The organism is Kamptonema formosum PCC 6407 (assembly GCF_000332155.1).
Taxonomy (GTDB): Bacteria; Cyanobacteriota; Cyanobacteriia; order Cyanobacteriales; family Microcoleaceae; genus Kamptonema; species Kamptonema formosum.
Genome location: NZ_KB235909.1, coordinates 1 through 517, shown reverse-complemented (window position 1 = coordinate 517; position 517 = coordinate 1). Strand labels below are relative to the sequence as shown.

The window sequence follows — 517 nt, the reverse complement described above, 5'->3', positions numbered from 1 at the left end:
CTTGAGGTTTAACCCTCAGTTACAGTTAGGGCAGAAGGTGGAAGTCTGACTTAACTTTAATCATAAAAATTCAAGTATTGAACCAGTATAAATACTTGAATAAATCAGTAAATTTTTTAATCTTGAAACTAACGCTCTAAAAACTGTCGGCCAGAATGTGGCTAATTTTACATATCCGATCCAGCTCTACTGTTAATATCCTTCTGGTGAAACGATTCGGATTATGGTGTGAGGAAAAATGGATAAATTTACAACTGCGAGGAAAGCGACACTAATCGCTTCTCCGGTTTTCTCCTTGTCAATGTTGGTGGGATGTCTGGGAATAGCTTCAGTACCAGCAGGCGCGATCGCCCAACTACAGGATACCTCAACTTCAGAAGCCAAACTTCCAAAGCTAGCATTAGCAGAGAGCGATCGCACTTTATCTCCTCCAGAGGTAGCGCCAACAGAGGAGAAAGTCGCAGAAATTAACCCTACTACTGAGAGTGACCTATCTCCGACAGCAGCAGCACAACCG

General features: G+C 42.6%; 1 pseudogene. It reads left to right on the top strand.

The window, feature by feature from the left end:
• Positions 1-238: 238 nt before the first annotated feature.
• Positions 239-517, top strand: a pseudogene (locus OSCIL6407_RS31745) (iron uptake porin); the annotation flags it as partial.